This is a genomic window from Variovorax sp. SPNA7, from assembly GCF_033807855.1.
GTDB classification, from domain to species: domain Bacteria; phylum Pseudomonadota; class Gammaproteobacteria; order Burkholderiales; family Burkholderiaceae_C; genus Variovorax; species Variovorax beijingensis.
This window is the reverse complement of record NZ_CP138513.1, coordinates 437,384-461,902: the sequence shown is the minus strand read 5'-3', so window position 1 is coordinate 461,902 and position 24,519 is coordinate 437,384. Positions and strand designations below refer to the sequence as shown.

25 protein-coding genes are annotated in these 24,519 nt (G+C 67.5%); 5 read left to right on the top strand and 20 right to left on the bottom strand.

Annotated elements, in window-relative coordinates; translation table 11 throughout:
- From RZE77_RS02090 to RZE77_RS02075, 4 genes are all read right to left on the bottom strand, one after another.
- Positions 1 to 471 (bottom strand): ExbD/TolR family protein, encoded by a 471-nt coding sequence (locus RZE77_RS02090; protein WP_319440478.1) that lies wholly within the window; start codon positions 469 to 471, stop codon positions 1 to 3.
- 22 nt (positions 472 to 493) lie between these two features.
- Entirely contained in the window at positions 494 to 1,204 is a 711-nt protein-coding gene (locus tag RZE77_RS02085) for a MotA/TolQ/ExbB proton channel family protein (RefSeq protein ID WP_319440477.1), read from the bottom strand.
- A gap of 7 nt (positions 1,205 to 1,211) precedes the next feature.
- Positions 1,212 to 1,976, bottom strand: a complete 765-nt coding sequence (gene dapB, locus RZE77_RS02080; RefSeq protein WP_012745571.1) for a 4-hydroxy-tetrahydrodipicolinate reductase — start codon at positions 1,974 to 1,976, stop codon at positions 1,212 to 1,214.
- 181 nt (positions 1,977 to 2,157) lie between these two features.
- Complete coding sequence (locus tag RZE77_RS02075; RefSeq protein WP_319440476.1) at positions 2,158 to 2,718, bottom strand: outer membrane protein assembly factor BamE; 561 nt, start codon at positions 2,716 to 2,718, stop codon at positions 2,158 to 2,160.
- A gap of 91 nt (positions 2,719 to 2,809) precedes the next feature.
- Here RZE77_RS02075 and fur point away from each other — a divergent pair, with 91 nt between their 5' ends.
- Entirely contained in the window at positions 2,810 to 3,229 is a 420-nt protein-coding gene (fur, locus tag RZE77_RS02070) for a ferric iron uptake transcriptional regulator (protein WP_012745569.1), read from the top strand.
- 4 nt (positions 3,230 to 3,233) lie between these two features.
- Here the strand turns inward: fur and hprK are convergent, their stop codons facing one another.
- The 4 genes from hprK to RZE77_RS02050 form a co-directional block, all read right to left on the bottom strand.
- Positions 3,234 to 4,193: an HPr(Ser) kinase/phosphatase gene (hprK, locus tag RZE77_RS02065; RefSeq protein ID WP_012745568.1), complete on the bottom strand. Its 960-nt coding sequence runs from the start codon at positions 4,191 to 4,193 to the stop codon at positions 3,234 to 3,236.
- A 94-nt stretch (positions 4,194 to 4,287) separates the two neighbouring features.
- Positions 4,288 to 4,755 (bottom strand): PTS sugar transporter subunit IIA, encoded by a 468-nt coding sequence (locus RZE77_RS02060; protein WP_012745567.1) that lies wholly within the window; start codon positions 4,753 to 4,755, stop codon positions 4,288 to 4,290.
- Between the two features lie 189 nt (positions 4,756 to 4,944).
- Positions 4,945 to 5,274, bottom strand: a complete 330-nt coding sequence (hpf, locus tag RZE77_RS02055; RefSeq protein WP_012745566.1) for a ribosome hibernation-promoting factor, HPF/YfiA family — start codon at positions 5,272 to 5,274, stop codon at positions 4,945 to 4,947.
- A 315-nt stretch (positions 5,275 to 5,589) separates the two neighbouring features.
- The gene (locus tag RZE77_RS02050) at positions 5,590 to 7,716 is read right to left on the bottom strand and encodes an ATP-dependent helicase (RefSeq protein WP_319440475.1); all 2,127 of its coding nucleotides are present in this window, start codon (positions 7,714 to 7,716) and stop codon (positions 5,590 to 5,592) included.
- Between the two features lie 229 nt (positions 7,717 to 7,945).
- On the opposite strand from RZE77_RS02050, the gene corA reads away from it, so the two are divergent.
- On the top strand, positions 7,946 to 8,932 hold the full coding sequence (gene corA, locus RZE77_RS02045; protein ID WP_124958484.1) for a magnesium/cobalt transporter CorA: 987 nt from the start codon (positions 7,946 to 7,948) through the stop codon (positions 8,930 to 8,932).
- On the opposite strand, the gene RZE77_RS02040 is transcribed toward corA, so the two are convergent.
- From RZE77_RS02040 to RZE77_RS01995, 10 genes are all read right to left on the bottom strand, one after another.
- Entirely contained in the window at positions 8,925 to 9,707 is a 783-nt protein-coding gene (locus RZE77_RS02040) for a 5'-methylthioadenosine/adenosylhomocysteine nucleosidase (RefSeq protein WP_319440474.1), read from the bottom strand. The two genes, corA and RZE77_RS02040, sit on opposite strands and share 8 nt — an antisense overlap.
- Positions 9,708 to 9,710: 3 nt before the next feature.
- Complete coding sequence (locus RZE77_RS02035; RefSeq protein ID WP_319440473.1) at positions 9,711 to 11,351, bottom strand: ABC transporter substrate-binding protein; 1,641 nt, start codon at positions 11,349 to 11,351, stop codon at positions 9,711 to 9,713.
- A gap of 30 nt (positions 11,352 to 11,381) precedes the next feature.
- Positions 11,382 to 12,428, bottom strand: coding sequence for a peptide ABC transporter ATP-binding protein (locus tag RZE77_RS02030; protein ID WP_319440472.1), 1,047 nt, complete (start codon positions 12,426 to 12,428; stop codon positions 11,382 to 11,384).
- Entirely contained in the window at positions 12,425 to 13,462 is a 1,038-nt protein-coding gene (locus RZE77_RS02025; RefSeq protein ID WP_319440471.1) for an ABC transporter ATP-binding protein, read from the bottom strand. The genes RZE77_RS02030 and RZE77_RS02025 overlap by 4 nt, the downstream gene beginning before the upstream one ends.
- Positions 13,459 to 14,376 (bottom strand): ABC transporter permease subunit, encoded by a 918-nt coding sequence (locus tag RZE77_RS02020; protein WP_405547572.1) that lies wholly within the window; start codon positions 14,374 to 14,376, stop codon positions 13,459 to 13,461. The genes RZE77_RS02025 and RZE77_RS02020 overlap by 4 nt, the downstream gene beginning before the upstream one ends.
- Complete coding sequence (locus RZE77_RS02015; protein ID WP_319440469.1) at positions 14,373 to 15,377, bottom strand: ABC transporter permease subunit; 1,005 nt, start codon at positions 15,375 to 15,377, stop codon at positions 14,373 to 14,375. The genes RZE77_RS02020 and RZE77_RS02015 overlap by 4 nt, the downstream gene beginning before the upstream one ends.
- A gap of 50 nt (positions 15,378 to 15,427) precedes the next feature.
- The gene (locus tag RZE77_RS02010; RefSeq protein WP_319440468.1) at positions 15,428 to 17,107 is read right to left on the bottom strand and encodes a long-chain-fatty-acid--CoA ligase; all 1,680 of its coding nucleotides are present in this window, start codon (positions 17,105 to 17,107) and stop codon (positions 15,428 to 15,430) included.
- A 99-nt stretch (positions 17,108 to 17,206) separates the two neighbouring features.
- Entirely contained in the window at positions 17,207 to 18,634 is a 1,428-nt protein-coding gene (locus RZE77_RS02005; RefSeq protein WP_319440467.1) for an NAD(P)(+) transhydrogenase (Re/Si-specific) subunit beta, read from the bottom strand.
- On the bottom strand, positions 18,631 to 18,960 hold the full coding sequence (locus RZE77_RS02000; RefSeq protein ID WP_012745555.1) for an NAD(P) transhydrogenase subunit alpha part 2: 330 nt from the start codon (positions 18,958 to 18,960) through the stop codon (positions 18,631 to 18,633). Before RZE77_RS02000 ends, RZE77_RS02005 begins: the two co-directional genes overlap by 4 nt.
- A 24-nt stretch (positions 18,961 to 18,984) precedes the next feature.
- Positions 18,985 to 20,115 carry a Re/Si-specific NAD(P)(+) transhydrogenase subunit alpha gene (locus RZE77_RS01995; RefSeq protein ID WP_319440466.1) on the bottom strand — a complete coding sequence of 377 codons (1,131 nt, stop codon included), beginning with the start codon at positions 20,113 to 20,115 and terminating at the stop codon, positions 18,985 to 18,987.
- A gap of 418 nt (positions 20,116 to 20,533) precedes the next feature.
- Between RZE77_RS01995 and RZE77_RS01990 the strand changes: the two genes are divergently transcribed.
- The 3 genes from RZE77_RS01990 to RZE77_RS01980 all read left to right on the top strand — a co-directional run bounded on the left by RZE77_RS01990 (position 20,534) and on the right by RZE77_RS01980 (position 22,264).
- Positions 20,534 to 21,247 carry a response regulator transcription factor gene (locus RZE77_RS01990; protein ID WP_319440465.1) on the top strand — a complete coding sequence of 238 codons (714 nt, stop codon included), beginning with the start codon at positions 20,534 to 20,536 and terminating at the stop codon, positions 21,245 to 21,247.
- 81 nt (positions 21,248 to 21,328) lie between these two features.
- Positions 21,329 to 21,763, top strand: coding sequence for a DUF4019 domain-containing protein (locus RZE77_RS01985; protein ID WP_319440464.1), 435 nt, complete (start codon positions 21,329 to 21,331; stop codon positions 21,761 to 21,763).
- 21 nt (positions 21,764 to 21,784) lie between these two features.
- Positions 21,785 to 22,264 carry an NUDIX hydrolase gene (locus RZE77_RS01980; protein ID WP_319428902.1) on the top strand — a complete coding sequence of 160 codons (480 nt, stop codon included), beginning with the start codon at positions 21,785 to 21,787 and terminating at the stop codon, positions 22,262 to 22,264.
- A gap of 27 nt (positions 22,265 to 22,291) precedes the next feature.
- On the opposite strand, the gene mnmA is transcribed toward RZE77_RS01980, so the two are convergent.
- Together mnmA and RZE77_RS01970 are read right to left on the bottom strand one after the other, a co-directional pair.
- Complete coding sequence (mnmA, locus tag RZE77_RS01975; RefSeq protein ID WP_319440463.1) at positions 22,292 to 23,404, bottom strand: tRNA 2-thiouridine(34) synthase MnmA; 1,113 nt, start codon at positions 23,402 to 23,404, stop codon at positions 22,292 to 22,294.
- Between the two features lie 49 nt (positions 23,405 to 23,453).
- Positions 23,454 to 24,440 (bottom strand): LLM class flavin-dependent oxidoreductase, encoded by a 987-nt coding sequence (locus RZE77_RS01970; RefSeq protein WP_319440462.1) that lies wholly within the window; start codon positions 24,438 to 24,440, stop codon positions 23,454 to 23,456.
- Positions 24,441 to 24,519: the final 79 nt, after the last annotated feature.

The following is a 24,519-nucleotide window of genomic DNA, read 5'->3' as shown; positions in this document are numbered from 1 at the left end:
TTATCTCGGCGGCTGGCCTGGCGCGGGCGCCTCGGTCACAAAGCCGATGCGGTTCAACCCCGCCTTGTTCGCGATGCCCATCAGCGCGACCAGCTTGCCGTAGGGCACCGTCTGGTCGGCGCGCAGCTGCACCTCGGTGTCCTTGCTGTCGGCGGCGGCCTGCTGCAGCCGGGCGGCCAGTTCCTCGTCGGTCACGGCCTGGTCGTTGAGGAAGGTCTTGCCCGCGGCATCGACCGACACGCTCACGAACTTGGGCGTGTCGTTGGGCTGGCCGGCATCGGTCTGCGGCAGGTCGAGCTTGATCGAGCTCGCCATCAGCGGCGCGGTGATGATGAAGATCACCAGCAGCACCAGCATCACGTCGACCAGCGGCGTGACGTTGATGTCGGACAGCGGCCGCTGGCCGCCCGCCCCCGTCGCGCGCCCGCCGCCGGCGGCACTGCTGCCCAGGGAGGTGCGACCGAAGGCCATGGCTCTGCCTTGCTCCGTTCGGCTAGGCCGACACCGGCATGGGCCGCGCGGGCGGCGGCGCGGCCGGTGGCGGCGGGCTGCCGAAGCTGCCGAGCAGGTCGTGCGCAAAGCCCTCGAGCTCGGCTTCGATGCGGCCGATGACGCGGCCGAACACGTTGTAGGCCAGCACGGCCGGAATGGCCACGGCCAGGCCGAAGGCCGTCATCACCAGCGCCTCGCCCACCGGTCCGGCCACCTTGTCGATGGTGAAGCCGCCGGTCTGGCCGGCAATGCCCGACAGCGCACCGTAGATGCCCCACACGGTGCCGAGCAGGCCCACGAAGGGCGCCGTGGCGCCAACGGTGGCCAGCAGGATCTGGCCGGACTGCAGGCGCCGCAGCGCGCCATGCAGCGCGCCGCGCAGCGCCCGCGTGAGCCGCTGGTTGCGGTCGCCGGTGGTGGCGCCGAGGGTGGCGTCGCCGGCATCTGCTGCCGCTGCCGCATTCCTGATGGCGCTCACGGCCGGCCCCACCAGCGTCGCGCGGTCGAAAGCCTGGAGCCGCTGCTGCGCATCGGCGAGCGTGGCCGATTGCCAGAATGCCGCAATGCTGCGCAGCACGTCGCGCGTGCCGCCGCGCAGCAGCCAGGCCTTCCACAGAATCACCACCCAGCTGGCGATCGACATCGCGAGCAGCAGCGCCGCCACCGAGCGGCTCACGCCGTCGCCCTGGGTCAGCAGTTCGAGGACGCTCATCGTTCGTTCAGCGCAAACCCAGCACGTCGAACATGTCGAACAGGCCCGCCTTCTGGCCGGCCAGGAAGCGCACGGCGCGCAGCGCGCCCTGCGCGTAGGTGACGCGGCTCGCCGACTTGTGGGTGATCTCGATGCGCTCGCCGGTGCCCGCGAACAGCACGGTGTGGTCGCCCACGATGTCGCCGCCGCGGATCGCGGAGAAGCCGATGGTGGACGGGTCGCGCTCGCCGGTGATGCCTTCGCGCGCGTACACGGCGCAGTCCTTCAGGTCGCGGCCCAGCGCCCCGGCGATCACTTCGCCCATCTTGAGCGCGGTGCCCGAGGGCGCATCGACCTTGTGGCGGTGGTGCGCCTCGATGATCTCGATGTCGTAGCCCGTCGAGAGCGCCTTGGCCGCCATTTCAAGCAGCTTGAAGGTGACGTTGACGCCCACGCTCATGTTGGGCGAGACCATGATCGCGATGTCCTTCGCGATCTCGGCGATCTCGGCCTTCTGCGCATCGCTGAAGCCGGTGGTGCCGATCACGGCCTGCACGCCGAGTTCGCGGCAAGCCGCGAGGTGTGCGAGCGTGCCTTCGGGGCGGGTGAAGTCGATGAGCACCTGCGCGTCCTTGAGGCCGGTGCGCAGGTCGGCCACGATCGGCACGCCGCTCGTGAAGCCGAGGAACGCGGCCGCATCGGCGCCGATGGCGTTGCTGCCCGCCATGTCGAGCGCGCCGGCCAGCCGGCAATCGGGCGCCTCGCGCACCGCCTCGACCAGCATGCGGCCCATGCGGCCCGAGGCGCCCGCGATCGCGATGCGCCGCAGCGGGGGCGTGGAAGACTCGGAAAGGGACGAAGAAGTGGAAATGGATTCAGTCACGCGGATTCAGCCTTCGAAATTGGCATGGAAGCCGGCACGCCCCGCCTGACCCGGCGGGTGCGCCCGCCCTCGCCCTGTGTTTGGCGCGTGCTCAGCGCGCGGCTTCGAGCGGGGGATATGCGGCGGGAAGCGGCGCCAGGCCGGTGGCCGCGGTGGTGGCATCGGCCTTCTTGCCGTCGTCCTTGGGGGCGAATTTCTTGAGCTCTTCTTCCGATGCCTCGAGCGGCGGCACCTTGCCGCTCTTCTTGCGGGTGTCGAGCGTGGCGACGAATTCTTCCTCGCTGGGCATCGGATCGCCCTCGAAGCGCTCGAGCAGTTCGCCGTTGAAGAAGACGGTCAGGCGGCGCTCCTGCGGATCCACGCCCTGGCGCCTGATCGTGAAGACGTAGTCCCAGCGGTCCTTGTGGAAGACGTCGGTCAGAAGCGAGGTGCCGAGGATTTCACGCACCTGCTGGCGCGACATGCCGGGCTTGAGCGCCTCGACCTGTTCCTTCGACACGAAATTGCCCTGGACCACTTCGACCTTGTAGGGCGTGATGGCCGTCAGCGCGCCACGCGTGCGATCGCTGAAGCCGCTGCAGGCACCGAGGCAGAACGTCGCGGCGACGGCCGCAGCCAGCAGCCAGGGACGGCGTTGGAGAATGGCAGGCATGGGAGGAAAAAGGGGGGTAGCGATATGATCGGCCATTGTAGCGGCTGGCCCTTTTTGGGGCCCGTCTGCAGCCCAGGGCGCAGGAACCATCATGGCCAATATCGACGAACTCAAGAACACCGGCCTCAAGGCCACTCTGCCACGCCTGAAGATCCTCGAGATCTTCCAGACCGGCAGCCAGCGCCACATGACGGCCGAAGACGTTTTCCGCGTGCTCCTGAACGAGCACTCCGACATCGGCCTGGCCACCGTCTACCGCGTGCTGACGCAGTTCGAGCAGGCCGGCATCCTCGAGCGCAGCCATTTCGAAAGCGGCAAGGCGGTCTACGAGCTGAACGAGGGCACCCACCACGACCACCTGATCTGCACCTCGTGCGGCAAGGTCGAGGAGTTCTACGACGCCGAGATCGAGCGCCGCCAGCAGATGATCTCCAAGGACAAGGGCTGGATCCTGCAGGACCACGCGATGTCGCTCTACGGCCTGTGCGGCGACTGTGTAAACAAAAGGTAGCCGGTCAGTCCCCGTCGCGCCCGCTTTCCATCGCCTTGTGGTGGCGCGCCACGAAATCGGCATAAGTGTCGATGCCGCGCAGCTGCAGGATCGAATTGCGCACGGCGGCTTCCACCAGCACGGCGATGTTGCGCCCGGCCACCACCTGGATGATGACCTTGCGCACCGGGATGCCCAGCACGTCCTGCGTGAGCGGCGCCGAGGGCATGCGCTCGTAGTCGCGCTCGAAGCTGTCGCGCCGCACCAGGTGCACGATGAGCTTGAGCCGCATCTTCCGCCGCACCGCCGTCTCGCCGAAGATCGCGCGGATGTCCAGGAGGCCGATGCCGCGCACCTCCAGCAGGTTGAGCAGCAGGTCGGGGCAGCGGCCCTCGATGGTGTTCTGGTTGATTCGGAACAGGTCGACCGCGTCGTCGGCCACCAGGCCGTTGCCGCGCGAAATCAGTTCCAGCCCGAGCTCGCTCTTGCCGAGCCCCGATTCGCCGGTGATCATGACCCCCATGCCCAGGATGTCCATGAACACCCCGTGCATCGAGGTGCGCTCCGCGAAATGCTTGGACAGGTAGGCCCGCAGCAGGTCGATCACGAAGGCCGACGACTCGCGGGTGGCAAACAGCGGCAGCTGGGCGCGCTCGCAAATCGATAGCAGCTCGTCCGGCGCGGCCTGGCCGTCGGCCAGCACCAGCATGGGCGGCTCCAGCGTGACGATGCGGGCGATGCGCCGGGCGCAGTCTTCCTGGCTGCCGCGCGTCAGGTAGGCCACTTCGCGCGCGCCCAGGATCTGCACGCGGTACGGATGGATGTAATTGAGGTAACCGACCAGATCGGCCGCCGACTGGGCGCGGCTGATGACTTCAGGGTCGAACTGGCGCTCTGACGCCCCGAGCCCGGCGAGCCATTCCCAGCGGAGCGACCCGCGGAATTCCTCGAACATGGCGTCGGCACTGATGACGGTCGGCTTCATGCGTAGGGAAATGGCGCTGCGCGCCTAATTGGAGGCCGGCCAGAATACCGCGGAACCGGCCCGGCGGGGCCGCGGGAGCCTGCGGGCAGGCACTTCAGGCGACTTGCGTCGATTGCCAGCCGGCAATGAGTCCGTGCAGTTCGGCCGCGTCGGTGCTCGACTTGATCTGCTCGCGCAGGTTGGCGTCGCTCAGCAGCTCGGCGATCTCGGAGAGGATTTCAAGGTGCTTCTGCGTGGCCGCCTCGGGCACCAGCAGGAAGATCAGGAGCCCGACGGGCTGCTCGTCCGGCGCGTCGAAACCGATCGGGTTCGCCAGCTGGAAGACCGCGGCCATGGGCGCCTTGAGGCCCTTGATGCGGCCGTGCGGAATGGCCACGCCGTGGCCGAGCCCGGTGGAGCCGAGGCGTTCGCGTGCGAACAGGCTGTCGGTGATGAGCGCGCGGCCGAGGCCGTGAAGGCTCTCGAACAGCAAGCCGGCTTCTTCGAAAGCACGTTTCTTGCTGGTAGCGTCAACGCTCACAAGCACTTGAGCGGGCGGCAGGATGGACGCGAGGCGATTCATGGTGGGGGAAGGGCGGGGGCGATTATGCACCCGCTTGGTAAAAACCCCCACTCCCGTTACTTACTTTTTGGCTACATGTTGCCCGGAGGCCTCGCGTCCCTGTCAATGCCGGTAACAGGAACAGGCAGCAAAAAGCCGCCCGGAGGCGGCTTGTCGGCAGGGGCCGCAGCCCTCCTTGCCCGTGGCCTGCTACATCACGCGCTTGGGGGCGGCGTGGTGGTGGTCCTGCAGGCGGTCCTTGTGGCGCACCACCTGGCGGTCGAGCTTGTCGACCAGTTCATCGACCGCAGCATAGAGATCAGCGTGGCTCGACTCCGCGAACATGTCGTTACCCTTGACGTGAATGTTGCACTCCGCCCTTTGGCGGCGTTCCTTTTCCTTCTGCTTTTCCACCGTGAGGAGCACCTTCACATCGACCACCTGGTCGAAGTGCCGTGTGATCCGGTCCAGCTTGCTCGTGACGTAGGTGCGCAAGGCAGGTGTGACGTCGAGGTGATGACCGCTGATCGTCAAATTCATGAATGACCTCCTGAGAATTGACGGTTGGGAAAATGGCCCCGCTCCGGGATGGGGCGTGGCCGGCGAAACAGATATGGGGGTGGCGGAGAAAAGGGGAAGAAGAGAAAAGATGGGACGGTCGATTCACTATGCCCAAGCTGTCACGGTATTGCAATAGCTGACTTCTCCGGGTGGCGGACGCCGGCGGGCCATGCCCTACTTATGCTAGCGATTCCATAGCGGCCCGCGCATGCCGGCCCGCCGATGCGGCGCTTTGGCAGCAAGTGTTTCAGTAGGTCACCAGCGGTGACCCTGCCGGGCAAAGGGCCTGCCGGCTCAGCTCCAGGCGGCGCGCATGCGGTTGCGCAGGTCGATCACCGCGGCCGGCGGCGGCACCGCGGGCGGGCGCTCCGGCGGCGGCGGCCAGGTCTGCTGCTCGAAGCCCGCAAGATCCGATTCGGAAATGAAGCGCGTGCGGTTGGCATACAGGTGCCGGTCGCCGCGCACGGCCTGCTGCGTCACGTAGAAGCGCTGCGGCACCAGGAGATGCAGGTGGTCGCGCGCCCGCGTCATCGCCACGTAGAGCAGCCGCCGCTCCTCCTCGAGTTCGTGCGCGCCCTGCGCCACGTCGGCCGGCAGGCAGCCGTCGACCACGTTGAGCACGTGCACCGAATTCCACTCCTGCCCCTTGGCCGAGTGGATGGTCGAAAGAATCAGGTAATCCTCGTCGAGCGAGGGCGGGCCCGGCCTGTCGCTGGTGGCTTCGGGCGGATCGAGCGTGAGTTCGGTCAGGAAGCGCTCGCGCGAGCCGTAGCCCGAGGCCAGCCGCGCCAGCTGTTCGACGTCGCCGCGCCGCACGCCGGAGGGGTCGTCGTAGAGCCGGTCGAGGTGCGGCAAATACCAGCGCACCGCCAGCTCCACATCGGCCGGCCACGGCAGCGAGGGCGCGCACAGCGCAGCATAGGCTTCGGCAAACACCGCCCATTCCGCGCGCGCGGCCGAGGGCGGCACGAACGCGCGCACCGCCGCCACCGGATCGGCGGCCTGGTCCATGGCATCGAGCAGCCGCGCGCCCGTGGCCGGCCCGATGCCCGGGATGAGCTGCGTGACGCGGAAACCCGCCATGTGGCCACGCGGGTTCTCGGCGAAGCGCAGCACCGCGAGCAGGTCCTTCACATGCGAGGCCTCGAGAAACTTGAGGCCACCATATTTCACGAATGGAATGTTGCGGCGCGCCAGTTCGAGTTCGAGCGGCGCGCTGTGCGTGGCGGCGCGGAACAGCACCGCCTGCGACTTGAGCGCGAGGCCGCCCTCGCGGTGCGCCAGCACCTTGTCGGCCACCCAGACGGCCTGCTGCGCCTCGTCGGGCACCAGCACCAGCTGCGGCCGGCCGGCCGAGGGCTTGTCGGTCCAGAGCGTCTTGGCATGCCGCTCGGCCGCCTGCGCAATGACCCGGTTCGAGACATCGAGAATCGGCTGGGTCGAACGGTAGTTGCGCTCCAGCGTGACCACGCGCGCAGCCTGCGAGAACTGCGACGGAAAGTCGAGGATGTTACGCACGGTTGCGCCGCGAAACGAGTAGATCGACTGCGCATCGTCCCCCACCACCGTCACGCCGCGGCCATCGGGCTTGAGCGCCTGCAGGATCGAGGCCTGCAGCAGGTTGGTGTCCTGGTACTCGTCGACCAGCACGTGGTCGAAGCGCGCGCCGACCAGCGCCGCCAGCGCGGGCTCGGCCACCATGCCGGCCCAGTAGAGCAGCAGGTCGTCGTAGTCGAGCACGTTCTGCTGCTGCTTGGCCTCGACGTAGGCGCCGAACAGGCGCTTGAGTTCGGCTTCCCACTCGGCGCACCACGGAAAGGCCTCGGCCAGCACGTCGGCCAGCGGGGCGCGCGTGTTGACGCAGCGCGAATAGATCGAGAGGCAAGTGCCCTTGCGCGGAAAGCGGTTCACGCTCGACGACAGGCCGAGCTCGTGGCGCACCAGGCCCAGCAGGTCCTCGGCGTCGCCGCGGTCGTGGATCGTGAAGTGGTCGTTCAGGCCGATGTGCGCGGCGTACTCGCGCAGCAGGCGCGCGCCGATGCCGTGGAAAGTGCCGGCCCAGGGCAGCGCGGGCGGCTTGTCGGACTTGAGCCCGAGCACGCGCGCCAGCACCTGGCCCGCGCGGCGCTCCATTTCCTGCGCCGCGCGGCGCGAGAAGGTCAGAAGCAGCAGGCGCTGCGGATCGACGCCGCCGGCGATGAGGTGCGCCACCCGGTGCGCCAGCGTGCTGGTCTTGCCCGAGCCCGCGCCGGCGATCACCAGCAGCGGCCGCTCGTCGCGCCCGGTCAGCGTGCCGACGCCGTGTTCGACGGCGGCGCGCTGCTCGTCGTTGAGCGCGGAGAGCGCCGCGGCCAGGCGCTCGGCCTGGGTGGCGCCGGTGGTGCCGGTGGCGGAAAAAGCGGGGAGCGCAGCGGTCTGCATGCCCGCGACTTTACTGTATGTCCATCCAGATCGATGGGCCTGCCGTCACATGGCCGATGACATAATCGCCGCTCGCTGCAACTGGAGACCGCATCATGGAAACCGCACCGTCTCGGCAGCTTTCAACTCCCGCGTCCTGACGCGCCTCGATCGCTGACACCAGGGCCCGGGGATTGAAAGCACCCCTCCCCTCGCCCCATCGCCTCAGCCATTTCACGGGAGTGAGCCCATGCTCAATATCTTTACGCTCGCCAACGGCCGCCTTGTCCAGGAAGAGATCGAGGCGCTGGAGGAGCTTTCCAAGTTCCAGCCGATCTGGGTCGACCTCGAATCGCCCACGCTCGAGGAAAAGCGTTGGATCAAGCAGTACTACGGCCTCTCGATTCCCGAAGACGCGATGGACGAGGACATCGAGGAGTCGGCCCGCTTCTATGAAGAAGACAACGGCGAGCTGCACATCCGCTCCGACTTCCTGATCGACGACGACGAAGACCCGCGGTCGGTGCGCGTGGCCTTCATCCTGAACCAGCACAACACCGAGCTTCGCAGCCGCGGCGTGCTGTTCTCGATCCACGACGAGGACGTGCCGGTGTTCCGGCTGCTGCGCATGCGTGCGCGCCGCGCACCGGGCCTCATCGAAGATGCCAAGGAAGTGCTGCTCAAGCTGTTCGACGCCGACGCCGAATACTCGGCCGACACGCTCGAGAACATCTACGACGAACTCGAGATCGCGGGCAAGAAGGTGCTCGAAGGCAACGTCAGCGACGAGCTGGCCGGCGAGGTGCTGGGCGCCATCGCGCGCCAGGAAGACTTGAACGGCCGCATCCGCCGCAACGTGATGGACACGCGCCGCGCCGTGAGCTTCATGATGCGCAGCCGCATGCTCAATGCCGAGCAGTTCGAGGAGGCGCGGCAGATCCTGCGCGACATCGAATCGCTGGACAACCACACGGCCTTCCTGTTCGACAAGATCAACTTCCTGATGGATGCGACCGTCGGTTTCATCAACATCAACCAGAACAAGACCATCAAGATCTTCTCGGTGGCCAGCGTGGCGCTGCTGCCGCCCACGCTGATCGCGAGCATCTACGGCATGAACTTCAAGTTCATGCCCGAGCTCGACTGGTCGCTCGGCTATCCCTATGCGCTGGCGCTGATGGCGGCGAGCGCGCTGGTGCCGATGTGGTACTTCCGCCGGCGCGGCTGGCTCAAGTAGCGGCCGGCATTCCGCTCGCAGGCAGCGTGGCCAGCCACGCATCGACCAACGCCAGGCTGTAGCGGCTCGCCACCTCGGCGACGAAGCGCGCGAAGTCGCCATGCGCGGCGTCGTCGGCCCGGTCCGAGATGGTGCGCATGGCCGCGAACGGCACGCCGTAGTCGTGGCACACCTGCGCCACCGCCGCGCCTTCCATCTCGACCGCGAGCGCATCGGGCAGGCTGCGCCGCAAGGCATCGCTCTCGGCGGCCGCCGAGACGAAGCGGTCGCCGCTCACCAGCAGGCCGCGGTGCACCTTCGGCGACCGGAGGCCGAATTCATCGGCGGCCGCCTGCCCCACCAGCGCCACAGGGTCGCGCAGCGCGGCTTCGGCCACGGCGGCCAGCGCATCGCCCATCGAGGCATCGGCCGCGAAGCGTGAAAGGCCCATGAGCGGCACTTCGTACTTCGGGAAGATCGGCGAGGCATCGAGGTCGTGCTGCAGCAACTGCGTTGCGACCACCACGTCGCCGACCTCCACGCCCGGCGCGAGCCCGCCCGCGACGCCCGTGAACACGATCGCGCGCACGCCGAAGCGCTCGAGCAGCACCGTGGCCGTGACCGCCGCCGCGACCTTGCCGATGCGCGACAGCACGGCCACCACCGGCTGGCCGCGCAGGTGGCCGACCCAGAAGTCGCGCCCCGCGGCGCGCACGCGCTGCTCGTCCGGCATCTGCGCGAGGAGCGCGCTCAGCTCCTCGTGCATCGCAGCGACGATGGCGACCGGTGCGCTCATCGGTTACTTGATGTCGACGCCATAGAAGGTGTGGCGGCCGAAGGGGCTCAATTTGAAATCGACCACCTCCTTGCGCACCGGCTTCAGCTGCACCGCATGCGCGATGGTGAACCACGGCGCCTGCTCCTTGAAGATGACTTGCGCCTTCTTGTAGAGCGCATCGCGGTCGGCCTGCTTGGTGGTGCTCTTGGCCTTGAGCACGAGGTCTTCGTACGGCTGGTGGCAGAACTTCGAGATGTTGCTGCCGCTGGCCGACTTGGCCGAGGCGCAGCCCAGCAGCGTGTAGAGGAAGTTGTCGGGGTCGCCGTTGTCGCCGGTCCAGCCCAGCATGCCCATCTGGTGCTCGCCGGCCTGCAGGCGCTTGCGGTACTCGCCCCACTCGAAGCTCTTGATCTCGGCCTTGACGTTGATCTTGGCAAGGTCGGCCTGCATCAGTTCGGCGATGCGCTTGGCATTCGGGTTGTAGGGCCGCTGCACCGGCATGGCCCACAGGTCGGTCGAGAAGCCGTCGGGGAAGCCGGCCTGCGCCAGCAGCTTCTTGGCGGCTTCGGGGTCGTAAGGATCGTCCTTGACCGCGTCGTTGTAGGACCACATGGTCGGCGGAATCGGGTTCTTCGCGGCCACGCCGGTCGACAGGTACACGCCGTCGATGATCGCCTTCTTGTTGATCGCCATGTTGAGGGCCTTGCGCACGCGCACGTCGTCGAAGGGCTTCTTCGTGGTGTTGTACGAGAGATAGCCCACGTTGAGCCCGGGCTGCTCGAGCACCTGCACGTTCGGGTCCTTGCGGATCGCGTCGAGGTCGGCCGGGTTCGGATACGGCATGACGTGGCATTCGCCCTTCTGCAGCTTGGCCCAGCGCACCGAGGCGTCGGGCGTGATCGCGAACACCAGGTCGTCGATCTTCGCCTTGCCGCCCCAGTACTGCGGGAAGGCCTTGAAGCGGATGACCGCGTCCTTCTGGTACTGCACGAGGTAGAACGGGCCGGTGCCGATCGGGTCCTGGTCGACCTTCTCGGGCGTGCCGGCCTTCAGCATCGCAATCGCGTATTCCTTCGACTGGATGCCCGCGTACTGCATGGCCAGGTTGGCAAGGAACGGCGCCTCGGCCTGGTTGAGCGTGATCTTCACCGTGTACTCGTCGATGCGGTCCACCGACTTCAGCAGCTTGGGCATGCCCATGTCGTTGAAGTAGGAGTGGTTCTGGCTCGTGACCTTGAAGAAGGGATCGCTCTCCTTCCACTGCCGCTCGAGCATGAAGATGAAGTCGTCGGCATTGAAGTCGCGCGTGGGCTTGAAGCTCTTGCTGGTGCTGTGCCACTTCACGCCCTTGCGCAGGTGGAAGGTGTAGACCGTGCCGTCGGCCGAGATGTCCCATTTTTCGGCGAGGCCCGGCACGACCTTGGTGCCGCCGCGCTCGAACTCGACGATGGTGTTGTAGACCTGCGTGGTCACGTCGAACGAGGTGCCGGTGGTGTTGACGCCCGGATAGAAATTCTCGGGACTGCCCTCCGAGCAATAGACCAGCGTCTTGGCGGACACGGCGCCCGCGGCCAGTGCGAGCACGGCGAGTGCCGCCGGCGCGAGCAGCGCGGCCAGCCTGGGCGGGCGGCGCGAAACGGATGGCTGGGTGGTCTTCTTCATGGCAACTCCTTGGGACACGGTGGAAGTGAACTAGGGGTTCATCGCCAGGGGCGCGACGAACGGCGGGGACAAGGGCACATCGGCGCTGACCGGCGGCGCGCCGTCGAGGAATTTCTCCGCGTAGTGGCAAGCCACCAGGCGCTCGTCGAGCGCGCGCAGCAGGGGCCGCTCCTCGCGGCAGCGCTGCGTCGCATGCGGACAGCGCGTGTTGAAGACGCAGCCCGTGGGCGGATCGAGCGGCGACGGCAGCTCGCCCTTGAGCACGATGCGCTGGCTGCTGAGCCCCGGCGTGGACGCCAGCAGCGCCTGCGTGTAGGGATGCAGCGGCCGCGCGAAGATGCGCGCCTTGGGCCCCTGCTCCACCGCATGGCCGAGGTACATCACGAGCACCTCGTGCGCGATGTGCCGCACCACGCCCAGGTCGTGCGAGATGAAGAGATAGGCCAGGCCCAGCTCGGCCTGCAGGTCGGCCAGCAGGTTCAGCACCTGCGCCTGGATCGACACGTCGAGCGCCGACACCGGCTCGTCGGCCACCAGCAGGCGCGGCTCCAGCATGAGCGCACGCGCAATGGCGATGCGCTGGCGCTGGCCACCCGAGAACATGTGCGGATAGCGGTTCGCATGCTCGGGCCGCAGGCCCACGCGCGCCAGCATCTCGCGCGCCTTGGCAGCCCGCTCGGGCTTGCCGAGCGCGGTGTTGATGGCGAGCGGATCCTCGAGCACGGCGGAGATCTTCTTGCGCGGATTCAGCGAGCCATAGGGGTTCTGGAACACCAGCTGCACGGCCTGGCGCAGTTCGCGCCGGTAGGCGGGCGGCGTTTCCACCGCGTCGTGGCCGGCCAGCACGAGCTGCCCGGCCGTGGGCTTTTCGATCAATGCGACCATGCGCGCGAGCGTCGACTTGCCGCAGCCCGATTCGCCGACCACCGCGAGCGTGCGGCCGCGCTCGATGCGGAAGGAAATGTCGCCGACCGCGCGCAACTGCGCAGGCGCGCGGAACATGCCGCGCCGCACGGCATAGGTGCGCTGCAGGTTGCGCGCCTCCACGACGACATCGCCGATGGCATCGCCACTCATGGCAGCACCTCCACGGCCTGCGGCCGCGGCCGGTCGGCCTCGATGGCCGCCATCCGCCCCGGCTCGCCGAGCGGGAAATGGCAGCGCACCTCGGCACCGGGCGGCGACGCAACCGTGCGCAGCGCCGGCCGCACGTTGCAGGCCTTGGTCGTCACATAGCTGCAGCGCGGCGCGAACAGGCAGCCGGCCGGCCGGTCGTGCACGCCCGGCACCACGCCCGCGATGGTGGCCAGCCGCCCCTCGGGCGCGGCGCGTTCGGGCAGCGCGGCCAGCAGGGCCTCGGTGTAGGGATGCTGCGGATCCGCGAAGAGCCGGTCGACGCGCTGCTGCTCCATCACCTGGCCCGCATACATCACGGCAATGCGCTGCGCCATCTCGCTGACCACGCCCATGTTGTGCGTGATGAGCACCAGCGCCATGCCGCGCTCCTTCTGCAGCTCGCGCAGCAGGTCGAGGATCTGCGCCTGGATCGTCACGTCGAGCGCGGTGGTCGGCTCGTCGGCGATCAGGAGACGCGGGTTGCAGGCGATGGCCATCGCGATCATCACGCGCTGGTTCATGCCGCCCGAGAGCTGGTGCGGATAGCTGCCCAGGCGCGACGATGCGGCCGGTATGCCGACCTGCTCGAGCAGTTCGGTCGCGCGCTTCTTCGCCGTGCGCCGGTCCAGATGAAGATGCAGCCGCAGCGTTTCCATCAGCTGGAAGCCGATGGTGAAGCAGGGGTTGAGGCTGGTGGTCGGCTCCTGGAAGATCATGGCCACCTCCTTGCCGACCAGCGCGCGGCGGGCCTTGTCGGAAATGCCGAGCAGCTCCTTGCCGGCAAAGCGCATGTGCTGCGCGCGCACGCGGCCCGGAAAGCCCACGAGGCCCATCAGCGCCATCATCGTCACGCTCTTGCCCGAGCCCGACTCGCCGACGATGCCGAGCACCTCGCCCTCCTCGAGCCTGAGGCTCACGCCGTCGACCGCGTGCAGCACGCCGCCTTGCGTCGGAAACTCGACGTGCAGGTCCTTGATGTCCAGCAGCATGTTCATCGTTTCAGCTTGGGGTCGAGCGCATCGCGCAGGCCGTCGCCGAGCAGGTTGAAGGCCAGCACGGCCGCGAGGATCGCGAGCCCCGGAAAAGTCACGACCCACCAGGCGCGCAGCACGAACTCGCGCGCATCGGCCAGCATCGTTCCCCATTCGGGCGACGGCGGCTGCGCGCCCAGGCCGATGAAGCCCAGCGCCGCCGCATCGAGGATGGCCGTGGAGATGCCGAGCGAGGCCTGCACGATCAGCGGCGCCGCGCAGTTGGGCAGCACTTCGCGGAACATCAGGCGCAGCGTGCCGGCGCCGCTCACGCGCGCGGCGGTCACGTAGTCGCGCGAGATCTCGGCAATGACCGCGGCGCGCGTGATGCGCACATAGTGCGGCAGCACGACGATGGCCACCGCCACCATGGCGTTGATCAGCCCCGGCCCGAGGATCGCGACGATCACGATGGCCATCAGCAGGCTCGGCATCGTGAGCACGATGTCCATCAGCCGCATGATCGCGATCTCCAGCACGCCACGGAAGAAGCCCGCGACAAGGCCGAGCACCACGCCGATGACCACCGACAGCGCCACCACCGCCACGCCGATGGACAGCGACAGTCGCGCGCCATACATCAGCCGCGAAAGAATGTCGCGCCCGATGGCGTCGGTGCCCAGCAGATAGCTCGCGGAGCCGCCCTGCTGCCACACCGGCGGCAGCAGGAAGACGGCGCTATTGGTCTCGTTGGGCGCATGCGGCGCGATCCACGGCGCGAACAGCGCGACAACCAACAGCACGGCGATGGTGGCAAGGCCGATCACCGCGCCGCGGTTGGCAGAGAAGGCGGTCCAGAACTCGCGCCAGGGACCGGGAGGCGCCGCCCCCCCGGCGCTGCTCGAAACTGCGTGTGTCGTTGCCATGGGATTGGTCAGTGCCGGATGCGTGGGTTGATGACGCCATAGGTCACGTCGACCAGCAGGTTGACCAGCATCACGATGCCGCCCAGCAGCAGCATGCCGCCCTGCAGCACCGGATAGTCGCGCCGGCCGATGGCCTCGATCAGCCACTTGCCGACACCGGGCCACGAGAAGATGGTCTCGGTGAGGATCGCGCCCGTGAAGAGCACGCCCACCTGCAGCCCGATCACCGTGACCACCGGAATCAGCGCGTTGCGCAGCGCATGCAGCCCCACCACGCGAAGGCGCGAGAGGCCCTTGGCGCGCGCGGTGCGGATGTAGTCTTCGCCCAGCACCTCGAGCATGGCCGAACGTGTCATGCGCGCGATGACGGCCAGCGGCACGGTGCCGAGCACGATGGCCGGCAGGATCAGGTGATGCAGCGCCGACCAGAAAGCGCCGGAATCGCCGGCGCGCAGTGCATCGATCAGCAGAAAGCCTGTTTCAGGCTCGACGAAGTACTGCACCGAGATGCGGCCCGACACGGGCGTCCAGCCCAACTGCACCGAGAAGAACAGGATCAGCAGCAGCCCCCACCAGAAGATCGGCATCGAATAGCCGGTGAGCGAGGTGGCCATCACGCCGTGGTCGAAGATGGAATTGCGCCGCACCGCCGCCAGGATGCCCGCCGGCAGCCCCAGCAGCAGCGCAAAGACGATCGCGCACACGCCGAGCTCGACCGTGGCGGGGAACAGCGCAAGGAACTCGTTGGCGACCGATTCCTGCGTGACCAGCGACTTGCCGAGATCGCCATGCAGCACGCGGCCGATGTAGATGCCGTACTGCACGATCACCGGCTTGTCGAAGCCGTAGGCTGCGCGCAGCTGGGCGTGGCGCTCGGGGTCGATCCCGCGCTCGCCCGCCATGGTTTCGATGGGGTCGCCCGGCACCAGCCGGATCAGGAAAAAAGCAAGCAGCGTCATGCCGATGAAGGTCGGCACCAGCAGGCTCACGCGCGTGAGGAGGAAGCGAAGCATCGACCCGCAATATGCAAGATCGATGCCGCGGCCCTACCCGGGCCGAACCCTTACTTCTTGACGTCGCGCAGCTCGCGCCGCAGGATCTTTCCGACCGGCGTCTTCGGGAGCTCGGTACGAAACTCCACGGTTCGCGGCTGCTTGTAACCCGTAAGGTTTGCTCTGCAGTATTCGCGCACCTGCGCTTCGGTCAGCGACTCGTCCTTCTTGACGAGCACCAGCTTGACGGCCTCGCCGGTCTTGTCGTCGGCCACGCCAACCGCCGCGCATTCGAGCACGCCCGGGATCTGCGCCACCACGTCCTCGATCTCGTTGGGGTACACGTTGAAGCCCGACACCAGGATCATGTCCTTCTTGCGGTCGACCACCTTGAAGTAGCCGCGCTCGTCGACCACGCCGATGTCGCCGCTCTTGAAGTAGCCGTCAGGCGTCATGACCTTGGCGGTTTCGTCGGGGCGCTGCCAATAGCCGGCCATCACCTGCGGCCCTTTGATCGCGATCTCGCCGGGCTGGCCCGGCGGCACTTCGCGGCCCTCGTCGTCGAGCAGCTTGAGCCAGGTGCTCGGCAGCGGCAGGCCGATGGTGCCGGTGTAGGCCTTGCTGTCGGTCGGGTTGCAGGTGGCCGAGGGCGAGGTTTCGGACAGGCCGTAGCCTTCGCAGATCGGGCAGCCGGTCTTCTCGAGCCAGAGCTTCGCGACGGCCGCCTGCACGGCCATGCCGCCGCCGACCGAGACCTTGAGGTTCTTCCAGTTGACGGTGTTGAAGTCCGGGTGGTTGGCCAGCCCGTTGAACAGCGTGTTGACCGCGGGAAAGCTGTGGATCGTGTGCTTGGACAGTTCCTTGAGCACGCCCGCGAGGTCGCGCGGATTCGGAATGAGGATCAGCTTGCCGCCCGTGCGCATGTTCAGCATCATGCCCACGGTGAAGGCGAAGATGTGATAGAGCGGCAGCGCGCACACGCTCGTGGGCTGCTCGCCCGCCGGCACCTGCGCCATCGCGGGTTCGTTCCAGGCTTCGGACTGCAGCACGTTCGCAATGACGTTGCGGTGCAGCAGCACCGCGCCCTTGGAGACGCCGGTGGTGCCGCCGGTGTACTGCAGCACGGCCACGTCGTCGGGGCCGATGGCCGGCAGCTGCAGGGTGCGGCTCGCGCCCTGGTCGAGCGCATCGTTGAAGCGCACCGCGCCCGGCAGGCTGTAGTGCGGCACCAGCTTCTTCACGTTGCGCACCACGTAGTTGACGAGCGCGCCCTTGAGAAACCCGAGCCGGTCGCCCATGGCGGCGAGCACGATGTGCTTGATCGGCGTGGCCGCGATGCACTGCTGCAGCGTGGTGCCGAAGTTCTCCATGATGACGATGGCCTTGGCGCCCGAGTCCTTGAGCTGGTGCTCGAGCTCGCGCGGCGTGTACAGCGGATTCACGTTCACGAGGATCAGGCCGGCGCGCAGGATGGCCGCGACCGCGACCGGGTACTGCGGGCAGTTGGGCATCATGACCGCGACGCGGTCGCCCTTGGCGAGGCCGAGCCCCTGCAGGTAGGCGCCGAAGGCCTTGCTGAGCTTGTCGGTCTCCGCATAGCTGACGTCCTTGCCCATGAAACTGTAGGCCGTGCGGTCGGCGTACTTGGCAAAGCTCTCCTCCATGAGACCGACCAGCGAGGAATACTGCGAAGCGTCGACGTCGGCGGGAACGCCTTGCGGGTAGCTGCTGAGCCAGGGGCGGTCGGTCATGGGTTGTCTCCTCGGAATCGCGTGTTTTGAAACGACAGCGGCGCACAGGTGCGCCGCGGTGATGATCTGGTCCGCACTGCGCAGGTGCGGCCCTTGGGCCTATTCGATGGCCTTGCCCATATCTTCCACTACTTTCTTCGCATCCCCAAAGACCATCATGGTCTTGTCCATGTAGAAGAGTTCGTTGTCCAGGCCGGCATAGCCCGCCGCCATGGAGCGCTTGTTCACGATCACCGTCTTGGCCTTGTAGGCCTCCAGGATGGGCATGCCGTAGATCGGGCTGCCCTTGGTGAGCGCGGCCGGGTTCACCACGTCGTTGGCGCCCAGGATGATCGCCACGTCGGCCTGGCCGAACTCGCCGTTGATGTCTTCCATCTCGAACACCTGGTCGTAGGGCACCTCGGCCTCGGCCAGGAGCACGTTCATGTGGCCCGGCATGCGCCCGGCCACCGGGTGGATCGCGTACTTCACGGTGATGCCCTTGTGCGTGAGCTTCTCGGCGAGTTCCTTCACCGCATGCTGGGCGCGCGCCACCGCCAGGCCGTAGCCCGGCACGATCACCACCGTCTCGGCATTGCCCAGCACGAAGGCCGCGTCGTCGGCGCTGCCGCTCTTGACCGGCCGCTGCTCCTTGGCCGCGCCGCCGGCCGTGACCGCCTCGCCGCCGAAGCCGCCCAGGATCACGTTGAAGAACGAGCGGTTCATGGCCTTGCACATGATGTAGCTCAGGATCGCACCCGACGAGCCCACCAGCGAACCGGCCACGATCAGCATCGCGTTGTTCAGGCTGAAGCCGATGCCCGCGGCCGCCCAGCCCGAGTAGCTGTTGAGCATCGACACCACCACCGGCATGTCGGCGCCGCCGATCGGGATGATGATGAGTACCCCCATCACGAAGGCCAGCGCCAGCATCGCGAAGAACGCCGGCCAGCTTTCGGTGGCCATGAACACCAGCCCCAGGCCGATCATGGCCAGGCCGAGCACCAGGTTGAGCATGTGCTGGCCCGCGAACTGCACCGGCGCGCCCTGGAACAGCCGGAACTTGTAGGTGCCCGAGAGCTTGCCGAAGGCGATCACCGAGCCGCTGAAGGTGATGGCGCCGATGGCCGCGCCCAGGAACAGCTCGAGGCGGTTGCCGGCGGGAATGGGCGCGCCCTTGGCGATGCCTTCGAGCATGGCCGCGGGTTCGACCACGGCCGCGACCGCGATGAACACCGCCGCCAGGCCGATCATGCTGTGGAAGAAGGCCACCAGCTCGGGCATCTTGGTCATCTCGACCGTCTTGGCGCGGTAGGCGCCGTAGCCGCCGCCGGCCACCAGCCCCAGCAGCACCCAGGCCAGGCCCGTGAGCTGGCCGCCGGCCAGCTTGTAGATCAGCGCACCGGTGGTGACCACCGCGATGGCCATGCCGGCCATGCCGAAGAGGTTGCCGCGGATCGAGGTGGTGGGGTGGCTCAGGCCCTTCAAGGCCTGGATGAAGCAGACGCTGGCAATCAGGTACAGCAGCGTGACGACGTTCATGCTCATTGCGAGGCTCCCGCTTCGGCCTTGGGTGCGGCCTTCTTCTCTTTCTTCTTGAACATCTCGAGCATGCGCCGCGTGACCAGGAAGCCGCCGAAGATGTTCACCGCCGCGAGCGCCACCGCGAGCACGCCCATGGTCTTGCCCAGCGGGGTTTCGGTGAGCGCGGCCGCCAGCATGGCGCCGACGACCACGATGGCCGAGATCGCGTTGGTCACGGCCATCAGCGGCGTGTGCAGCGCGGGCGTGACAGTCCACACCACGTGGTAGCCCACGTAGATGGCCAGCACGAAGATGATGAGGTTGATGACGGTATGGGAAACGGGATCCATGATTTCTTCTCCTCGCGTGACCGCTTATTGCTTCGTGACCTGGCCGTCCTGCGCGACGCGGCAGGCGGCGACGATGTCGTCCTCGAGGTCGATCTTCAGGCCGCCCTCCTTGGTGACGATGAGCTTGAGGAAGTCGAGCACGTTGCGCGCATAAAGCGCCGACGCATCGGCCGCCACCAGCGCCGGCAGGTTGGTCTCGCCGACGATGGTCACGCCGTGCTTGACCACCGTCTTGTCGGCCTCCGACAGCGGGCAGTTGCCACCGATGCCATCGGCGCCCTTGCCGGCCGCGATGTCGACGATCACCGAGCCGGGCTTCATGGCCTTGACCATGTCCTCGGTGATGAGCGTGGGCGCCGCACGTCCGGGAATGAGCGCGGTGCTGATGACGATGTCGGCCAGCGCCACGCGCTTGGCCACCTCGACCTGCTGGCGCGCGAGCCAGCTCGGGGGCATCGGCCGGGCGTAGCCGCCGACGCCGACCGCGGCTTCCTTCTCCTCGTCGGTGTCGTAGGACACCTCGATGAACTTGCCGCCGAGCGACTCGATCTGCTCCTTCACGCTCGGACGCACGTCGGAAGCCTCGATCACGGCCCCCAGGCGCTTGGCGGTGGCAATGGCCTGCAGGCCCGCCACGCCCACGCCCAGGATGACCACGCGCGCCGCCTTCACGGTGCCGGCGGCGGTCATGAGCATCGGGAAGAAGCGCTGGTACTTGTCGGCCGCGATCATCACGGCCTTGTAGCCCGCGATATTGGCCTGCGACGAGAGCACGTCCATGCTCTGGGCGCGGGTGGTGCGCGGCGCGGCTTCGAGCGCGAAGGCCGTCAGGCCGGCCGTGGCCAGGCGCTGCAGGCCGGCCGCATCGAAGGGGTTGAGCATGCCGATGACCACGGTGCCGGGCTTCATGAGCGCGGTTTCGGCATCGCTGGGCGTGCGCACCTTGAGCACCATGTCGGCCGCGAAGGCGGCGTTCATGTTGACGATCTCGGCACCGGCGGCCTGGTAGGCGGCATCGGTGACGCTGGCGGCAATGCCGGCCCCGGACTGCACGCGCACGGTGTGCCCGGAAGCGGCCAGTTTCTTCACCGTCTCGGGCGTTACGGCCACGCGGGTTTCGCCGGCCATCGTCTCGGCAGGCACGCCTATCAGCATAGAGATCTCCTCAGGGCAAGGGCAATACGGGAACGCGGGCAGAGCTTACAGCAAGATTACGGCTGCGCTGTCGCCAAAATCCACCGCCTGTTCGCCGCTTGATGACCGTAGTCATTGCATGTGTAGCTATATAAATGGTAGCGAGGCCGGCGGCATCGGAACCGGCAGGCCGGTACATCGGTTGTTTCCCCAGCACCTGAGCTCTCACACGTGAGCGTGCCCGGCCGCTCGGCATCGGCGTCCGGCAATCCTTGTCGTCAAATAGCACGCATTTGTTTGCAATTGCCATCAACTCCAAGAAAGATACCTTCATTTCGTGCATTAGTTACGCGAAGGCTTTTTTCTCAAGACGCAGATAGATACACTTCTTTCACTCAAAAGCCCGCAGAGGCAAATTCGGCAGGAAGAAGGGGATGGAATGCGTATTGCAGTACTTGATCACGAGCCCGATCAGCTTCAGCTGATCGTCCAGGGGATGTCGGGGCTCGGCCACGAATGTCACTCGTACACCGAAGGGCGTCCTTTGCTCCAGGCGCTGCGCCGGCAGACCTTCGATCTTCTGATCCTCGAATGGAACCCGCCGGACATGCGCGGCCTCGAGCTCGTGAAGACCGCCCGCAACGAGCTGCGAAGCCGCGCCCCCATTCTTTTCGTGACCACGACGCGCGACGAGACCGCCGTGGTCGAAGGGCTCAACGCGGGCGCCGACGATTTCATGGTCGCGCCGGTACGCGTCACCGAGCTCGAAGCCCGCGTCAATGCGCTGCTGCGCCGGTCCTATCCCGCGCAGCACGAGACCGAGCTGGTGTTCGGCCCTTATCACTTCTACCCGCCCGCGCGCGTCCTCAAGGTGAATGGCGCGACGGTCGAGCTGAAGAACCGCGAATACGCGCTCGCGCTGTTCCTGTTCCAGAACCTCGGCCGGCTGCTGTCGCGCGAGCACCTGCACGAGGCGGTGTGGGGCGTTGGCACGGCGGCACTGTCGCGGTCGCTGGACACGCACGTCTCCCGCCTGCGGACCAAGCTGGGCCTCGGGCCCTCGAGCGGCTTCCTGCTGCTGGCCATCTATGGGCTGGGCTACCGGCTCGAAGTGGTCGACGCCAGCACGCACCCCGACAGCCTCGCGCGCTGAGGCTCGCCCGGGAATCTCCGCCCCGATACGGGCTCCAAACGGCTTCGGGCTCCTGTGGGCCTCACACAAGGAATGAAGCCGATGAAAGTTCTCACGAGGCTGCTGCTGGCCGCCGCATTGTGCTGGGGCGCCTTCGGCACGGCCGCCGCGCAGGACGTGGAAGCCAGCGACATGGTGCAGGGCGGCATGCAGGCCATCCGGATGATCGACCAGGGCCGGACCGGCGAGCTCTGGGACGGCGCCACGGCCGCCACCCGCAAGCGCATCGCGCGCGCCGACTTCGCCGCCAAGGTTTCCAGCAGCCGTTCGCCGCTGGGCGCGCCGCTGCAGCGCACCTGGGTGGCGGTCAAGCGCCGGGCCGTGGCCGACCCTGATGCCGAGGCGGCCGGACAATATGTCAGCATCGAGTACGAGACCCGCTTCAGCAACAAGCCGGATGGCACACTGCGCGAACTCGTGAGCTTCCATCTCGACAGCGACCGCATCTGGCGCTTCAGCGGCTACGCGCTGCATTGAGTAGTCAAAAGGGCCAAGACAATGACGACCCCGCGCTGGAAACCCAATGTCACCGTGGCCGCCGTGATCGAGCAGGACGGCCGCTTCCTGCTGGTCGAGGAAAACACGGCCCAGGGGCTCAGGCTCAACACCCCGGCGGGGCACCTCGACCCGGGCGAATCGCCCATCGAAGGCTGCGCCCGCGAAACGCTCGAGGAAACCGCCCACGCCTTCACGCCCACCGCGCTGGTCGGCATCTACATGGCGCGATCGAGCCACCGCACGGGCAGCAAGGAAGACGTGACCTATTTGCGCTTTGCCTTTGCCGGCACGCTCGGCGCGCAGGAAGCGGGCCGAGCGCTCGACGAAGGCATCGTGCGCACGGTCTGGATGAGTGCCGACGAGATCCGCGCCAGCGTGCCGCGGCACCGCAGCCCGCTGCTGCTGCAGTGCGTCGAGGACCACCTGGCCGGCAAGCGCTATCCGCTCGACCTGATCCACGTCCACGAATCGGTGCGCTGAAGGCTGCCGCGCGCCGGCCTCAGGCGCTCAGACGATGACCCCGCCGCCAAGGCAGCGCTCGCCGTCGTAGAGCACGGCCGACTGCCCCGGCGTGACGGCCCATTGCGGCTCGCCGAAGCGCAGGCTGAAGCTCGCCGCAGGGTCGCCACCGCCGTCTTCTTCCAGCTCGCAGGCCGCATCGGCCTGGCGGTAGCGCGCCTTCGATCCATAGCGGCCCGGCGCGGGCGCTTCGCCCGAGACCCAGCTCGCATCGCCGGCCGCGAGCGCCGAGGACAGCAGCCAGGGATGGTCGTGGCCCTGCACCACCCAGAGCGTGTTCTTCTCGACGTCCTTGCGCGCCACGAACCATGGCGAGTGGTCGCCCGAGCCGCGCTGCGCGCCCTTCTCCTTGACGCCGCCGATGCCCAGCCCCTGGCGCTGGCCCAGCGTGTAGAAGCTCAGGCCCTGGTGCTCGCCGAGCTTGCGGCCGCGGTCGTCCTTGATGGGGCCCGGCTCCTTCGAGATGTAGCGGTTGAGGAATTCGCGGAACGGCCGCTCGCCGATGAAGCAGATGCCGGTCGAATCCTTCTTCTTCGCGTTGGGCAGGCCGATCTCTTCCGCGATGCGGCGCACCTCGGTCTTGTGCAGCTCGCCCACGGGAAACAGCGTCTTCGACAGCTGCGCCTGGTTCAGCCGGTGCAGGAAGTAGCTCTGGTCCTTGGAGGGGTCGAGCCCCTTGAGCAGCTCGTGCCGGCCCGTGGCCTCGTTCAGCCGCACGCGCGCGTAGTGGCCGGTGGCGATCTTCTCGGCCCCCAGGCGCATCGCATGGTCGAGGAAGGCCTTGAACTTGATCTCGGCGTTGCACAGAACGTCGGGGTTGGGCGTGCGGCCGGCCTTGTATTCGCGCAGGAACTCGGCGAACACGCGGTCCTTGTAGTCGGCCGCGAAGTTGACGTGCTCGATCTCGATGCCCAGCACGTCGGCCACGCTGGCGGCGTCCACGAAGTCGATGTTCGACGAGCAGTATTCGCTGTCGTCGTCGTCTTCCCAGTTCTTCATGAAGATGCCGACCACCTCGTGCCCCTGCTGCTTGAGCAGGTGCGCCGTGACCGCGGAATCGACCCCGCCGCTCAGTCCCACCACGATCCGTTGCTTTGCCATAAGCCCGCCATTGTCCCAGCCCGGCGCCCGGGCGGCCGGCGTGGGGGAATCAGGCCTGGCTGCGCAAGCCGGCCAGCAGCTCGTAGGAGCGCAGCCGCGCCGCGTGATCGAACACCTGCGAAGTGATCATCAGCTCGTCGGCGCCCGTGCGCTCGATGAAGGCCTGCACGCCTTCGCGCACCCGGGCGGGCGAGCCCACGGCCGAGCACGACAGCACCGAATCGAGCAGCGCGTTCTCGGCCGGGCCGACCTTCTGCCGGTAGCCCTCGACCGGCGGCGGCAGGCGCCCTGGCCGGCCGCTGCGCAGGTTCACGAAGGCCTGCTGCCATGAGGTGGCGCGGAATTCGGCCTCTTCGTCGGTGTCGGCCACGAACACGTTGAAGCCCAGCATCACATGGGGCTTCTGCAGCTGCGCCGAAGGCTTGAAGGTCTCGCGGTAGATCTGGATCGCCTGCATCAGCTGCTGCGGCGCGAAATGCGAGGCAAAGGCGTAGGGCAGGCCCAGGTGCGCGGCCAGCTGGACGCCGAAGGTGCTCGACCCGAGGATCCACACCGGCACCTCGAGCCCCGCGCCCGGCACCGCGCGCACGGGCTGCTGCGGCGCCTTCGACATGAAGTCCATGAGCTCGACCACGTCCTGCGGAAACTGGTCGGCATCGGATTCGAGGTTGCGGCGCAGCGCGCGCGCCGTGCGCTGGTCGGAGCCGGGCGCGCGGCCCAGGCCCAGGTCGATGCGCCCCGGATACAGCGACTCCAGCGTGCCGAACTGCTCGGCGATCACCAGCGGCGAATGGTTGGGCAGCATCACGCCGCCGGCGCCGATGCGGATGGTCGAAGTGCCGGCGCCCACGTAGGCGAGCAGCACCGCGGTGGCCGCGCTCGCGATGCCCGGCATGCCGTGGTGCTCGGCCAGCCAGTAGCGCCGGTAGCCCAGCTTCTCCCCGTGCTGCGCGAGCGAAAGCGAGTTGCGGAACGACTGCGCGGCGTCGCTGCCTTCGGTGATGGGGGAGAGGTCGAGGATCGAGAACGGAATCATGGGCCGGATGATGGCGCGATCCGGCGATCCCTGCTCGTGCAAGCCATTGCCCGCTCTGCTAGGGCTGGCCGATGCCAGG